The organism is Gemmiger formicilis, assembly GCF_016901605.1.
Classification (GTDB): Bacteria; Bacillota; Clostridia; order Oscillospirales; family Ruminococcaceae; genus Gemmiger; species Gemmiger formicilis_B.
Genome location: NZ_JACJKP010000672.1, coordinates 1 through 245, shown reverse-complemented (window position 1 = coordinate 245; position 245 = coordinate 1). Strand labels below are relative to the sequence as shown.

1 pseudogene is annotated in these 245 nt (G+C 49.8%); it reads right to left on the bottom strand.

The features are described 5' to 3' along the window. Window positions 1-230, bottom strand: a pseudogene (locus H6B10_RS16410) (hypothetical protein); the annotation flags it as partial. Window positions 231-245: the final 15 nt, after the last annotated feature.

The window sequence follows — 245 nt, the reverse complement described above, 5'->3', positions numbered from 1 at the left end:
ATACGACCATTGAGCCGGTTCTCATAGTGATGCAGAAAAAAGGAAAACCAGCGCAGTTCTCGACGCTGCACGGCCTTAATAATATAATCACTCGGATTTTCATGGACAGGCGGTTCCGGGGCAAGCTGAAAGATGTGTTCCACTTCCCGCATGGTCAAGCCCTTGGGTTCCGTCAGAAAGCTGTATTTGGCACAGTAAGAAGACAGATCCCATGTCCACGCTGTATCCATTTTCCCTCACCGCCT